Annotated in this window: 13 protein-coding genes; 1 reads left to right on the top strand and 12 read right to left on the bottom strand. The window is 46.7% G+C overall.

All coding sequences use genetic code 11. The annotated features are described in order from the left end of the window. The first annotated feature begins 199 nt into the window (after positions 1–199). Entirely contained in the window at positions 200–514 is a 315-nt protein-coding gene (locus IXC47_RS18710) for a DUF4148 domain-containing protein (protein ID WP_012079615.1), read from the top strand. A gap of 95 nt (positions 515–609) precedes the next feature. Here IXC47_RS18710 and flgB read toward each other — a convergent pair whose 3' ends face one another. The 12 genes from flgB to IXC47_RS18770 all read right to left on the bottom strand — a co-directional run bounded on the left by flgB (position 610) and on the right by IXC47_RS18770 (position 13,101). Beyond that, complete coding sequence (gene flgB / locus IXC47_RS18715) at positions 610–1,035, bottom strand: flagellar basal body rod protein FlgB (RefSeq protein ID WP_012079616.1); 426 nt, start codon at positions 1,033–1,035, stop codon at positions 610–612. 11 nt (positions 1,036–1,046) lie between these two features. Further along, positions 1,047–2,672 carry a phosphoethanolamine transferase gene (locus IXC47_RS18720; protein WP_041296492.1) on the bottom strand — a complete coding sequence of 542 codons (1,626 nt, stop codon included), beginning with the start codon at positions 2,670–2,672 and terminating at the stop codon, positions 1,047–1,049. Positions 2,673–2,687: 15 nt separating this feature from the next. Beyond that, complete coding sequence (locus tag IXC47_RS18725; protein ID WP_012079618.1) at positions 2,688–3,734, bottom strand: glycosyltransferase family 2 protein; 1,047 nt, start codon at positions 3,732–3,734, stop codon at positions 2,688–2,690. 326 nt (positions 3,735–4,060) lie between these two features. Beyond that, positions 4,061–4,252 (bottom strand): hypothetical protein, encoded by a 192-nt coding sequence (locus IXC47_RS18730; protein WP_041296493.1) that lies wholly within the window; start codon positions 4,250–4,252, stop codon positions 4,061–4,063. Positions 4,253–4,287: 35 nt separating this feature from the next. Further along, on the bottom strand, positions 4,288–5,238 hold the full coding sequence (locus IXC47_RS18735) for a cation diffusion facilitator family transporter (RefSeq protein WP_012079620.1): 951 nt from the start codon (positions 5,236–5,238) through the stop codon (positions 4,288–4,290). A 70-nt stretch (positions 5,239–5,308) separates the two neighbouring features. Further along, entirely contained in the window at positions 5,309–5,599 is a 291-nt protein-coding gene (locus IXC47_RS19605) for a double zinc ribbon domain-containing protein (protein ID WP_083664366.1), read from the bottom strand. A 61-nt stretch (positions 5,600–5,660) separates the two neighbouring features. Continuing rightward, positions 5,661–6,095 (bottom strand): MgtC/SapB family protein, encoded by a 435-nt coding sequence (locus IXC47_RS18745; protein ID WP_041296494.1) that lies wholly within the window; start codon positions 6,093–6,095, stop codon positions 5,661–5,663. 107 nt (positions 6,096–6,202) lie between these two features. Then, positions 6,203–9,427, bottom strand: coding sequence for an efflux RND transporter permease subunit (locus tag IXC47_RS18750; RefSeq protein ID WP_195876690.1), 3,225 nt, complete (start codon positions 9,425–9,427; stop codon positions 6,203–6,205). A 14-nt stretch (positions 9,428–9,441) separates the two neighbouring features. Continuing rightward, positions 9,442–9,783 carry a P-II family nitrogen regulator gene (locus tag IXC47_RS18755; protein WP_076591302.1) on the bottom strand — a complete coding sequence of 114 codons (342 nt, stop codon included), beginning with the start codon at positions 9,781–9,783 and terminating at the stop codon, positions 9,442–9,444. A gap of 10 nt (positions 9,784–9,793) precedes the next feature. After that, on the bottom strand, positions 9,794–11,374 hold the full coding sequence (locus IXC47_RS18760) for an efflux RND transporter periplasmic adaptor subunit (protein ID WP_012079624.1): 1,581 nt from the start codon (positions 11,372–11,374) through the stop codon (positions 9,794–9,796). Between the two features lie 8 nt (positions 11,375–11,382). Beyond that, on the bottom strand, positions 11,383–12,672 hold the full coding sequence (locus IXC47_RS18765; RefSeq protein WP_012079625.1) for a TolC family protein: 1,290 nt from the start codon (positions 12,670–12,672) through the stop codon (positions 11,383–11,385). A 93-nt stretch (positions 12,673–12,765) separates the two neighbouring features. After that, on the bottom strand, positions 12,766–13,101 hold the full coding sequence (locus tag IXC47_RS18770; RefSeq protein WP_230089662.1) for a cobalt-zinc-cadmium resistance protein: 336 nt from the start codon (positions 13,099–13,101) through the stop codon (positions 12,766–12,768). Between the last annotated feature and the right edge of the window lie 635 nt (positions 13,102–13,736).

Genomic DNA, 13,736 nt, shown 5'->3' on the forward strand with positions numbered 1-13,736 from the left:
CTCGTTCTGTGACCTGTTTGACTGCTTCAATCTTGAATTCTTCTGTATATCGCTTTGCACTCATAACACCTCCGTTAACCTATAAATTTATAGGCTCAGATGTGTCTAGTAAAGCCGGGGCGATTCAAATGACTCCCTAGGAAAAACAATTTATCGCAGACGTTTTACGAATTTACTTAACTTACTTTTGGAGAAAAAAATGAAATCAAAAATCAAAAATTCCATTTTTGTCATTGCTACTTCACTTGCTTCGGCAGCATTCTTTTCGCAAACGGCAACCGCCGGTGAATCTGGCTATCCTGTGCTTCAATCAATATCTGAAAAGACCACTGCCCAAGTGAAAGAAGAGCTCCGCAAAGCGAAAGAGTCAGGCGAGCTATCGACCTCAGACAGCGCTTACCCGATTCTGGAGTCAGCAGAAGCTCCAAAAACACGATCCGAAGTAAAGGCGGAGCTGAAACAGGCTAGAACTAGCGAAGAGCTGCGCAAATTCGAACAAATATACGGTGGCTAGACATCTCCGTTTGACATGCAAAACCTGGCCCTTTAGGGCCATTTTTTTAGTCGATCATCGTTGAGCAATGCCTCAATAAAATCCAATAAATGTCCCTATGTTAGATTTTTGAAAAGATCACTTAATTCTTTGTATGTACTAACTGCCTGTTCCATTGCGAACTCATAGCGGATTGCAGTAGTAGTAAATACCGCTCTTTCCGTATCAAGCTCAACGGTATTGCCATCGACACTCTGCTGATAGGGAGTGCGATACAAAAGCTTGGGCAATACATCATTCACTGCAGACGATTGTGGCAAAGTGCCTTTTGGCACAATCTTGTCTGGTGCTGCCAGCGCTCGATTTAGGGCTGTCTTAAAGTCGATGTCTCGTGCTTTATAGTTTGGCGTATCCGCATTAGCTATATTCGAAGCGACAACCTCCAATCGCTTGCTGAACAATCGTACCGATGTCTCCCAGAAACGATCATCAGAACTCTGATTTCCAATAGGTATGTGACCTTTGTTTGTAACGTTGTCCATTCAATCGCTCCTTATAAACGACGGCATTGTTTCAACATGTCCAGCTTTGGTGTGTAGACGGCATTTTCAATTTCTGTCATGCCAAGAACTGTGTGATAAATGTTGTCATGGCTAAACGCCTTGGTTTGTAATGACTTCACGCAATCGGAATCAACCGACATCCTGTTGCGATACCCTTCCGACATCCACAACAACAGTGGAATGTTTTTCTGAACATCTGGCGCAAAGAAATACGGTGCTCCGTGCAGGAATAATCCATTTTCACCAAGAGACTCACCGTGGTCGGATACATAGAGAAAAGCAGTGTCGTATCTGTCTGACAGATCACGAAGCATGGTGATCATTTGGCTGAGAACGTGATCCGTATAAAGAATGGTGTTGTCGTAGGCGTTATGTATCTCGTCTAAAGAACAAGCGCCTAGATCAGTGGTTCGACATGTCGGTTTGAATATCTCGAAAGATGCGGGATAGCGACGCCAATACGCTGGTCCGTGACTTCCAATGTTATGCAAGACAAGCAGTTGATCTGTCGATTTTTTTGTAATGGACTCGGACAATCCGGCAAGTAAAACTTCATCGTGACAGTAATCCTGTCCACACAATGATGGTGCCATCGCAGGTTGCATAGCCACAGTTTGAACTCTGGCACAAATTCCTTTACAGCCGCTGTTATTGTCACGCCACTCTACAGCGACTCCGTTTTTCGACAACGTATCAAGTAGGTTTGTCCTACTACGTTCCTTAGCAACATCGAATTCATCTCTTCCTGATCCGGAAAAAATACAAGGCAACGAAACAGCTGTAGACGTTCCGCAGCTCTTCATGTCCGTAAAGCGATAGAGATCGTTGATCGCGCTAAGTTGCGGGTTCGTTTGGCGTGAATGCCCCATTAGCTGGAAATCGGCTGCTCTGGCCGTCTCTCCAATAACAAGGAAAATGAGCAATGGCTTCGAACTGGAGGTTGTAATCACACGATGTGTATTTCCATCGATATCCGTTAAAGCGGTATCTAATGGTCGGACTTCATGGCGAGCATAATTCCAAGCGGCGTACATCAGATTGCCTGGATTCATCATGTATCGTACTGACTTTTGCTCTCTAACAAATGTGGCAAATTTCCCTGATTGAGGAAGTATCGCCAGAAGTACAAAGATGGCTCCAAGCCAAATAAATACGATCCGTTGAAGGGCGTACCTTCGAAATGAAATGGGCTGGAATTTAATTTTCCAAAGTATCCAGGATGGAGCAAAACCGAATACCAAAATGTACGCAAGAAGACGCACATTGAACAAACCAAATGCTTCTGTGGAGTCTGTTTGCGCGACATTGCGAAACATGTCCAAGTCGATGCCAATGCCAAAATTATCGACGAAATAAGCGCTGGAAGAAGCCAATATAATTAAGATTACGCCTAGTAATCTCATTGCAGTACGGCCTGGAATTAGCAAAAGCAAGACAGCGTACAACCAGGTAAAAAGCAAAGACAATGCAAAAATGAAGGCCACCCCGGAAAATCCCGATAACGACATATTTTTGACTAGTGTTGTCCAAAACTGCCAGTTACAAAGGCCGACTAAGATAATAGCGGTCGCCGATGCAAATAGAATGTCTGGATAGGACTTAAGTAATTTGTTCACGGGTGTATGTGGTGCTCAATGTTTATTCGCCGACATGACGGATTCTTTATAGGAAGCGATCACAGGATTTGTGCCATCTTCAGGTTGAGATGGCGGCTCATATTGCTCCAGCAGATAGAGGGGACGTCGCTTACTCTCTATAAATAGGCGCCCTAGGTACTCACCGATAATTCCAATCGCCATCAACTGCAGTCCACCTAAAATCATCACGGTGACAATCAACGTTGGAAATCCCCTCACCGACTCACCGATGAGCAGTGTCTTTATCAAAAAGTACAGGGCATAAAGAAATGCCATGCCAGAAAACAGCAAACCTAGATAGGTTGCGATTTTTAACGGGGCGACCGAAAAGCCAGTAATTCCCTCGAGTGCAAAGTTCCAAAGCCGCCAATAACGCCATTTGGTGGTGCCGGCAGCACGTGCATCACGGTCGTAATCAAGTGTCACATGTCTATAACCGACCCAGGCAAACAGGCCTTTCATAAAGCGATTTCGTTCTTCTAGGAGATTGAGAGCGTCTACGGCGCGTCTGCTCAATAGGCGAAAATCGCCGACATCTGCGGGAACTGGCACGTCACTTAAGCGATTGATAACCCGATAGAAGGCGTGAGCAGTCGCCTTTTTGAGCCATGACTCGCCACTGCGGAAACGTCTGCGCATGTTCACAATGTCCGCACCGCCTAACCATGCTGCGAGCATCTCTGGAATCAGCTCCGGAGGATCTTGAAGGTCCGCATCGATAATGATCACGGCATCGCCAGTTGCCAAACGCAAACCGGCGCTCATGGCCTCTTCTTTCCCGAAATTTCTAGTGAATCGAGCTACCCCAATCTTTGGATTAGCTAAGCGCAGCTGCGTCAATAGAAAATGTGATTTGTCTGTACTGCCATCATCTACGTAGATAATTTCGCAATCTTGATGAAGGCCTGAAAGTGCATTTTTTAAGCGTTCATGAAATATAGGCAAAACACTTTCTTCATTAAACAGAGGAACAATCACGGACAATTTGTATGAAGAAGTCTTGACTTCATCAAAACGAGAGATCGAATATAGTTTTTCCATCGCACTTCTCTTTGCGTTAACAACAAATTGCAGGCATGCACGGACGGTGAATAAATGATGGATCATTCATTCATTTGAAAACTCGTCTAGCAAATCTGCCGTCGCTCGATCGGGAATGACATTTACGTTGTGTTCGAGATCATGAGTAAGCCAGTTCGAATGATTACTCCATATGCCAACGTTGGTCATAAATGCAAATATGACCAACGTTGCCAATGCGAAGTATTTCGAAAATGATATACCCATGATTTCGTAATCTAATGCCTCTACAGGCGTTCTGAAAGAAAGAATAACACTTAAATATAGGTCCAATAAATTAGCACATGCTAATTTTTCTTACGCAATTTACGCCTTTTCCTCGGAGTTTTGTGTTGTTTTTCATTTCGTTGTTTAGAAGATTTCGTCCCCGAACGACCAAACCAAATCAATGCACCAAAAATGATCGCGGCGATGATTATCGATACGCCAATAAGCGTATTGGCCAAATCCATCGGCACCCATTTATTTTCTACAAACATAATTTGTATGCAAATTGAATCAATGCATTAATGGATCAGCTTGATTTTTCTGGGGGATGATCTTTTTCAGAATCACCAGGTGGCCCAAATGTATGATCGTTCGTCGCTTGATCACATGCTTCTGCTTCCATCTGTATTGTTGTATGGTGAATTTCCCATTGCTCGGCCAGTGTCGTTTGAATTTCCGTCAACAAGCGGTCTCTGTTAAAGGCCTCGAGATCGCCAACGACATGCATGGTCAAACTAATTTTCCCGCTAGTAATGGACCAAACGTGCAAGTCGTGAATACTTCGGACGCCTGCAATATCGGACACCGATTTGCGCAATTTTTCTAGATCTATATGTTCAGGCACCCCCTCCAGCAGGACATTTATACTTTCCCTTAATAGAATCCATGTTCTTGGAAGAACCCAAAATCCGATTCCGACCGCAATTACTGAATCAACCCATGTCCATCCAGTGAATCGGATGATCAACGCACCAGCAATAACGCCCACCGAGCCCAACATATCGCTCCAGACCTCAAGATAGGCTCCCTTAATATTGAGACTTGCATCCTTGCCTGAGCTCAGCAATTTCATACTGATCAGATTAATGATCAGTCCCAGAGACGCAATAATCAGCATCCCCATCGATTGGATTTCTATCGGTGACTTAAAGCGGCGATATGCTTCGTAGAGAATGTACATGGCCACGAAAAACAGCATGATCGCGTTGAATGACGCAGCTAATATTTCGAAGCGATGATAGCCAAACGTGCGTCGTGAGTCGGCAGCACGTTTGGCTATTTGAATCGCTATCAGCGCAATAGCTAGTGCGCTGGCATCCGTCAGCATGTGTGCGGCATCAGACAGCAATGCCAGGCTTCCTGTTACCAACCCGCCTATTACTTCAGCGACCAGAAAAGTTGACGTTAATACGAACGCTATCAACAGATACTTCTGATTCTGCCCTTTTGGTAGTGCATGGTTATGACCGGCGCTCATGAGATTCCTCAAATAGATTATCTGTCTCGTTGAATATACGTTTAACGTGCAACCTTCCAGCCAACTCTTGTCAACGTTCCTTGCCACACTTTCCGCAGAATTTCATTCCCTGAGCCATATCTGCATTACACCCCGTACATTTATGTGGAGTCATCGACGTGCCGCATTGTTGGCAAAACCGGGCGGCACTGCTATTTGAACTGCCACACGCATTGCACGGAGTCGATGGTGCTGCCGTGGGCTGTGATCTACCCCAGTTTTCGTCCTGATTTCTCGGATAAGAATTGTCATATCGACCGTGATGACCACCGCCATCCCGACGATGATGTCCGCCACCTAAAAGTCGTTCAAAGATGCCCATGATGTTTTCCTTTTTCCTTTGTTAACTGCCATAAGATACAAATCAACTTTCCACTACCAGACTACTCAGTTTCATTTTTAGACCTGCATTTACTGCGCGTAAAACGTTTCCATCCAGGGAAATGGTGAAGCACTAACATGCCATAGATGAGTGCAGTAGTTAGTATTGCGAGCACATACATACCGAACGCACTTGCCATACCCACAGATGCGGTCGCCCATAAGGTAGCTGCTGTCGTTAGTCCTTCTATTCTTCCTCGAACTTGGAGAATCACGCCTGCGCCAAGGAAGCCGATTCCACTCACAACTTGTGCAGCAATCCTGGTTGGCTCGCCATTAACGACATGAAGCGAGATAAGACTAAATGCACAAGAGCCGATCGAAATAGCCATACAAGTACGCACGCCTGCATCGCTTCCTTGACGCTCTCGATCAAGGCCAATGATTGCGCCTAACAGACCTGAAAGCACGATCCTGGCGGCAAATAGCAATTCCATTTTCCAGTCCACATTAGTCCTCTTCTTAGTACTAATACGTTCGTACTATTCAATACCTTCTTGAATAGGGGCGTCGGAGCATACTTAGCCCCGACACCCACCCTCACCTAGATACTTTTAGAGCTTAAATTGCCCCATTTTTTCCAGAATGCGAGTTTTTGCATGAAACTTGGTTGTGCGTTTTCCGAATCGGCAGGCCCTTCCTCGTCTCGGCTATGCGCCATTTTGTACAGCAATGGCAACACCAATAAGGTCAATATCGTCGAAGAAATAATTCCGCCGATCACGACAGTGGCGAGTGGTCGCTGAACTTCTGCGCCAGTACCCGTTGCCAGCGCCATCGGCACAAAACCTAGGGACGCAACCAACGCCGTCATCAATACTGGCCGCAGTCGTGTTAATGCGCCCTCGTGTATTGCGACATCAAGCGTTCTGCCCTCTTCTCGCAAACTTCGGATAAATGAAATCATCACCAGACCGTTAAGAACGGCGACACCTGAAAGCGCGATAAAGCCGATCCCCGCCGAAATTGAAAGAGGAATGTCTCGCAGCCAAAGCGCTGCGATGCCACCGGTTAGTGCGAAAGGAACGCCGGTGAAGACAAGCATCCCGTCCTTGGCATTTCCAAACATAACGAAGAGCAGCAGGAATACCAACAATAGAGCAATTGGCACAACGATCTGCAGACGTTTTGTGGCGGATTCCAGTTGCTCAAACGTGCCGCCCCAACTGATCCAGTTGCCTGAAGGTATTTTGACGGTCTCTTGAATTTTCTTCTGAGCGTCCATTACGAACGAACCGATATCACGTCCCCGCACATTGGCTGTCACAATAACGAGACGTTTCCCATTCTCGCGACTTACCTGATTAGGACCTGGTGCGAGGTTGAGGTCTGCAACTTCGCCGAGCTGCGTATAGCCAACCTGACCTGGCGTAGCACCTTCAGCAATAGGCAAACGAATCGGTATGCGCTTTATAGAGTCAATATCGTTACGTAAGTCATCAGGCAAACGAACAAGGATGTCGAATCGGCGATCACCTTGAAACAAGATCCCGGCCTCTCGACCGCCCACAGCAATAGAAAGAGCGTCCTGAATATCTGAGACGTTAATTCCAAGTCTTGCGGCCTTATCCCTATCGATCTGAACTGTGAGCATAGGCAAGCCAGTAGTTTGTTCTACTTTTACGTCAGCAGAACCTGACACACTAGATAGTGCGTCTGAAATCTGATCTGCAGTGGCATTCATGACGTCCATGTTGTCACCAAATACTTTCACGGCAACATCGGCACGTACACCTGAAATCAGCTCATTGAAACGCATTTGGATCGGCTGGGTAAACTCATAGTTATTGCCCGGAACAGCGGCTACGACCTTCTGCATAGCCGTGACTAACTCTTCTTTGGTGCGTTTCGGAGAAGGCCATTCAGATTCAGGTTTCAAAATAATGAAAGTGTCGGCGACATTCGGCGGCATCGGATCTGTCGCAATTTCTGCCGTACCAATCTTGGCGAAAACGCGTTTTACTTCAGGGAAAGTTCGAAGATTGCGCTCGAGTTCCTTCTGCATTTCAATCGATTGCGTCAAACTGGTCCCAGGTATCCGCATCGCTTGCAGAGCAATATCGCCCTCATTGAGGCTCGGGATGAATTCACTTCCCATACGTGTCAACAACAAGCCACAAAGCACTACCGCAACGCCAACAGTTGTAAGAACGAGCGGTTTCCTATCCATGACCCAATCCAGCATCGGTTCATAGCGACGTTTGGACCAGCCAATCAGACGATTCTCTTTTTCAGAAACTTTGTCACCGATGAGAAGCGCCACAGCCGCGGGGATAAAGGTAAGCGAAAGAATCATCGCGCCAAATAAGGCCACCACCACCGTAAATGCCATCGGATGGAACATTTTCCCCTCGACCCCTGATAGGGCAAAGATCGGGAGATACACAACCATGATGATCAGTTGCCCGAAAATCAGTGGACGACGCGCTTCTTTTGAAGCTTCAAAGACTTCGTGGAAGCGTTCGTTTCGTGTCAAAGACCTTCCAGCGTGCGCTTGGGCGTGTGATAGCCGCCTAATACAGTTTTCTACGATAACAACGGCACCATCAATGATGATTCCGAAATCTAGCGCCCCCAGACTCATAAGATTGGCGCTTACCTTGTTATTGACCATGCCGGTGAATGTAAAAAGCATGGCCAATGGAATTACCATCGCGGTAATAATTGCAGCGCGAATGTTGCCTAAGAAAAGAAAGAGAATCGCGATGACAAGTAATGCCCCCTCCATCAAATTCTTTTTAACTGTTGCAATTGCCTTATCAACTAAAACCGTGCGGTCATAGACAGTAGTCGCCACCACACCTTCCGGTAATGTGCGGCGAATTTCTTCCATTTTTTTGTCTACGGCTTCAGCCACCGAACGGCTATTTTCACCAATCAGCATGAACACTGTACCTAAGACTATTTCACGAGAATTTTCTATGGCAGCACCTGTTCTCAATTGAGAACCGAGCATAACTTCAGCGACATCCTTGATTCGCACAGGAATACTCTGTTTAGTACCGATGACAATATTTGAAATATCGTTCAAGTCAGTTACCTGTCCTGGAGCTCTAATCAAGTACTGTTCGCCACGTTTCTCAATGTAACCGGCACCGACGTTGTTGTTATTGCGCTCCAGGGCTGTAACTAAATCCGCTAAGGAGAGCCCGTAAGACATCAATTTCCCGGGGTATGGTGCGACTTGAAATTCCTTTGCGTTGCCGCCAATAGTATTAATTTCTGTGACGCCAGGGACATTACGTAATTGCGGTTTGATAATCCAGTCCTGGATCTCTTTCAGATCGGTCGGCGTGTAGGGCTTTCCATCCGGTTTCAATGCACCTTCTTCAGCCTCGACTGTCCACATATAGATTTCACCGAGGCCAGTCGAAATTGGGCCTAGCGCAGGGACAACACCTGGAGGCAACTTATCTTTTGCTTCTTGAATTCGTTCGTTGACCAGTTGTCGAGCAAAATAGATGTCGGTCCCTTCCTTAAAGATGACCGTTACTTGGGACAGGCCATACCGCGAAATGGAGCGCGTTTGCTCCAATTTAGGCAGACCTGCCATAACGGTTTCGATTGGATAGGTAATCCGTTGTTCAGACTCCAATGGGGAATAGCCTGGAGCGCTGGTGTTAATCTGAACCTGGACATTGGTGATGTCTGGTACAGCATCGATAGGCAGTTTCTGGTAACTATAGATACCAAATGCTGCAATACCTAATGTCATTAACATGACCAGCCATCGCTGGTCGATGGCAAAGCGAATGATTTTCTCAAACATGAATTTTCCTTGAGCTAGAGGGCTGCGTTACCGCGTTCGCCACTTTGTATGCGCACAATGTCATCAACCGTGGAAACGGCAATTAGACCGTCTCCTGTATTGCCGGTGCGCGACGCGCTTCGTATAGCTTCAACAACTTCTTGGGCGATGTCGTCAGAACAAAACATCAGCAACGCAGTGTGCTCATGCATATCTGGATTCCATTCATCCGCTGCGAATAGATGCCCTACTCCACGACCTCTTGCGTGACCCCGTACTTGAAACAAGGTAAAACCAGGCAAATGACTAAGGCTTTGCAGGGCATGTTCGACAGCGTCAAGCCTATGCGGCTGAATAATCGCGATGATCTGTTTCATATCGATATCCTTAATGGGCGTGGCTAGCGGACGCTTTGCCTAATTCAGCTTTGATAAGGAAGCTGTTTGTCCCTGCATAGTCCTCTCCAGTCTCTAGCCCTTTCAGAACCTCAACGTACTTCGCGCCACGACGGCCAAGCTCAAGCGGTCGTGCCTCAAAGAGTTCACCATAGCGACCGAAAACAACGGTTGCATTGCCTAACGTTTGGATAGAATCTGTCGTCACTGCCACAGGAACGTCGACTTCATCAGACACCAACGCAACGTTAACTGCTAAACCCGGACGCCAAGTACCTTTAGGGTTCGCCATCACTATCCGTGCTTTAGCAGCGCGCGTTTGTTCGCCTACGAGGGAACCTATATAGGAAACCGTTCCAGTGCCTTCGGCATCAAATGCTGTCGCCTTCACAGTCGCTTTTTGACCGGTTTTTACGGCATTGATATCTTGAGCGCGGACGGTCAGATCAACCCACACTGTGGACAAGTCCGAAATATCAAAGATATTTGCGTCTTCTTTCGCAACTGTTCCGGCAGAAATACGCTTCTCAGTGATGACGCCATCAATTGGTGATCGAATTTCGTATTGAGTCAGATTTGTCGAGGATGGTGACGCGCCTAAAGCAGCGAGCTTCTGTTGCGCACTTTGTGCAATGATTTGTGCTTCCTGCATTGTGGTGCGAGCCTGCAAATAATCCTGTTCAGCAGATATTTTTTCTTCCCACAGTGTTTTTTCGCGCTCATAGGTAGTACGAGCTAACGCAAGACGTTTTTGAGCTGCAAGAAGTTCGCTACGTTGATCGGAAAGCGCTTGGCTAGATATCACTGCAAGTATCTGGCCTTTACGTACACGATCCCCAGCGTTTGCACGGACCGACTCAACAATGCCCGCTAGTCTAGGTACCACTTGGACGGTGCGGTCTTCATTAAGACGAATTTCTCCGATTAGTTGCAACTCTGTTTTGATGCGGACAGGCCCTGCCTTGAGGATTTTTACGCCGTTTTTTGTTAATTGCTCGTCGCTCATAGCAACTTGGCCTTCTTCTTGCGCATATGAGAACTCATATGATTGGTCGCCTTTGGTGGCCTTGATCTGAACCTTAAATGAGTGAGGTTCTTCGATGATTGAGTTACTTTTTAAATAGTCATTCTCCTTTGAGAATGAAATACTTTGAGGGCTTCGACCAAGCCGCTCCAGAGTTACGACGACCTTAGTCCCGGCTGGATCGACTGGTTTTCCATCTTGGTAGGTATAAACACGAAATTGAGGCTTGCCCTCATTTTCAGAAATAGTCAGCTCAAGGCCGTATCCATCTTTAGTGAATAATTTTCCGCCCTTAGGACCACTTTGAGGTGTTGATTCGGCGTGATGCTCATTGTCTTCATGCCCACCCGCATCATCATGTTTTGTCGCACTTTTTTTCCCATGATGCTCAGTGTCAGCGTGCTCCTTAGTTTCCGCATGTCCTTTGCCGGACTCTTCATTTTGCGCGCCTTTCGGATCCGAGACTAAGATCAAGCCTCCTAAAAGAAGGCCGATAGCTATTACGATTATGATGAAGGTGGTTTGTTTGTTACGGGGAATGTTTTTCATCGTGGCCTCTAGTTCTTTGTGGCAGAAAATTGTTCGCCAAGCAGACGGTCAATTGCGGCTGCGGCTCTGTGTGTGTCAGCTAATGAGCGCAAGTACTGCGACTTGGCTTGGAAGAAAGTACGTTGAGCATCAAGGACCTCTAGGAAACTAAATTTACCTAGTTCAAAACCTTTGGTCGTTGCTTCATACGCGCGTTGCGCGGCAGGCACGACTTCCGACTTCAACATTTCTGCTTCAGTAATTGAAGTACTTAAACGTCCGTGCGTTTGCCCAAGTTCACGATTCAAACTCACTTCGGTGGTGGTCAAATCGTCACGTGCTTTGTCAGTCCTACGTAGGGCTTCGAGAATATTCCCTTGATTGCGATCGAATAGAGGCAACGGGATAGATAGACCAACTACTGCTGTATTACGCCCCACTTGCTCATCTCGCTTAGAACCTAGAGTGAGCGTGACATTAGGGATTCTGCGTGAGCGCTCTACCGCAGTCATAGCTTTTCTTCGCTCAACTTCTATCCTGGCACGTGCCAAAAGCGGAGATTGCTCGAGGCGCTGCATCAAAGCAGGCAGAGGAATAAGAGGAGGCAGATCTTCAGCAGGTTCTTGTACCTTGTCGAAGTCTGGAGTACGAGCTCCCCAGGTAGCGGCCAGCTCGCGTCGTGCTGTCCCCAAATCATTTAAGGCTTGGGCAAGTTCGATACGTACGCCGGCTTCGGCGACACGTGCTCTTGTTTCTTCAACGGGAGAAATCTTCCCTGCCAATACACGTTTCGAGGCAATTGTCGTTGCTCGCTGTGCTAGTTCAACTGTGCTTAAGGCCAGCCGATAACGCTCTTGACCGATAACTACGTCATAGAATGCAGCGACTACGAGCGCTCGTATGTCGGCTTGTTTGGCTGAAAGATCTGCTAACGCAAGATCTCGGGCACGTTCGGCGGCTGCGATACGTGCACTCCGTTTGCCCCCAAGTTCAATGGGCTGGCTGATCTGAACCGTCGTCGTACGCGTGTCACGTTTGAGGTCTTCTATCGTAGTAGAAAGCTCAGGATTAGGAATGATTCCAGCTTGTTGAATCATCCCTTCCGTAGCTTCTACTTCACGACGAGCAGCAGAAATTTCGGAGTTGGCACCATATGCCAGGTCTAGAGCGGCAGCAAGTGTGAGCAGCGAGATATTTGCTGCCTTCATCTGTCCACTCTGAGTGGTTTCGCCACCATATGACGATATTACCTGCGCGTAAGCAGGAATTTGTAATGTTAGAGATGCCGCAAATAGAAGCGGCAATAACGGCTTTTGCATCGAATTTCCTTAGTAATAGACAAAGGGAATCCAGCAGCCAACGCTATGAACTACATCAAGAACGAGGAAAAAATAGAACGAGCGGGTGCCGGATTAGGAAGCGGCGTAGACCCACTTTGGACGTTCTGGACGCGGAGGGAGAATTGAAGCAAGTATAGAAGTGTCAGGTATACGTGGTGTTACGCTGACGATGTCAGAAATCAGAATAGCTGCAGGAATTTCTGCAATAGCAATGTCACCAAGATGACAAAATGCGCAATCTATATCAGATGCCGAACTAGACTTCGGCACATCACTTTTTTGATCACTCAACGATGCAATATGCTTATGCTCATGGTGACCGAAATGCACGGTTACCGGGTTACTTTCATGCTGACAATAAACCGCTGCCGCTGCCCAGCTTATCTGGAGCGGAACGATCAAAAGCATAAGGATAACTAGTAAGCGTCGCATAATTGGGCTTATTTTATAGCAGTTTTAAAAAATTCTCGCAAAGTATTTAATTTTGAAATGGAAAACAGATGATTTCACCAATATGGTGAGATATTAAGACGCACTATGCAGTTGATTTGATGCATTCTGGCAATTATGGGGAGTGTCGTTTAAAACTCTCGTATCTCCAGGCGTTTAGACATAGAGATAATCATAATGGCCCTGATTCCGAAAGAATTTGGTTTTCGAAATAGTAAATCGTCGTTCACCCAATTTACGGTTCTTGCCCGTCCAGGAAGCGAACATCGCGTAGTTATTGTAAGTCTGGTAATCTAGCATTAGTTCTCCTGCTCTTCTTCTCTCATCACATTTGCCAGCAGCAGCTTTAACGAGCCTATCGGAAGATGGAAAAACTGCGTGGCACTGCCCTACTCTCTGCCTGGACTTATTCTGAATTGCGTCTTGTTTTTTGCTAGGAAAATTGCATTTCCAAAGAACATGCCCATTGGTCTGTCCCGGTCTAGGTGGACACTAACTTAAGGTGGATAATGCCACCCAGGAGTTATGTTTATGACCAAGACCAGACGTACTTATCCCGAATCATTCAAACGAGATGCTGTTGACCAAGTGCT

The sequence above is a fragment of the Herminiimonas contaminans genome (assembly GCF_015645465.1).
In the GTDB taxonomy this organism is placed as follows: Bacteria; Pseudomonadota; Gammaproteobacteria; order Burkholderiales; family Burkholderiaceae_D; genus Oxalicibacterium; species Oxalicibacterium contaminans.